This window comes from Promicromonospora kroppenstedtii DSM 19349 (genome assembly GCF_000515355.1).
GTDB lineage: Bacteria > Actinomycetota > Actinomycetes > Actinomycetales > Cellulomonadaceae > Promicromonospora > Promicromonospora kroppenstedtii.
Map to the genome: position 1 here is coordinate 26,364 of NZ_KI911644.1, position 237 is coordinate 26,600.

The 237-nt window shown below is 76.4% G+C and carries 1 protein-coding gene; it reads right to left on the minus strand.

What is annotated here, in order from left to right:
- Positions 1–237 (minus strand): ATP-binding cassette domain-containing protein (locus tag PROKR_RS09070; protein WP_036962300.1); only part of this gene is annotated, 237 nt, incomplete at both ends.

Here is a 237-nt window from a genome sequence, read left to right on the forward strand (position 1 = left end):
GTCGATCACGTGGCCGAAGCGCGCGGCGAGCGCCCGGGGCAGGTCGACCGGGTCGTGGTCCAGGACGCGGGCGCTGCCGTGTCCGGGGCGCAACCTGCCGGCGAGCGTGCGCAGGGCCGTGGTCTTGCCGGCTCCGTTGAGACCGATCAGGGCCACGACCTGCCCGGGGCGGACCGTGAGCGTGAGCCGGTCGAGGGCGGGCCGGCCGCCGAAGGTGTGCGAGACGGCGTCGAGCAC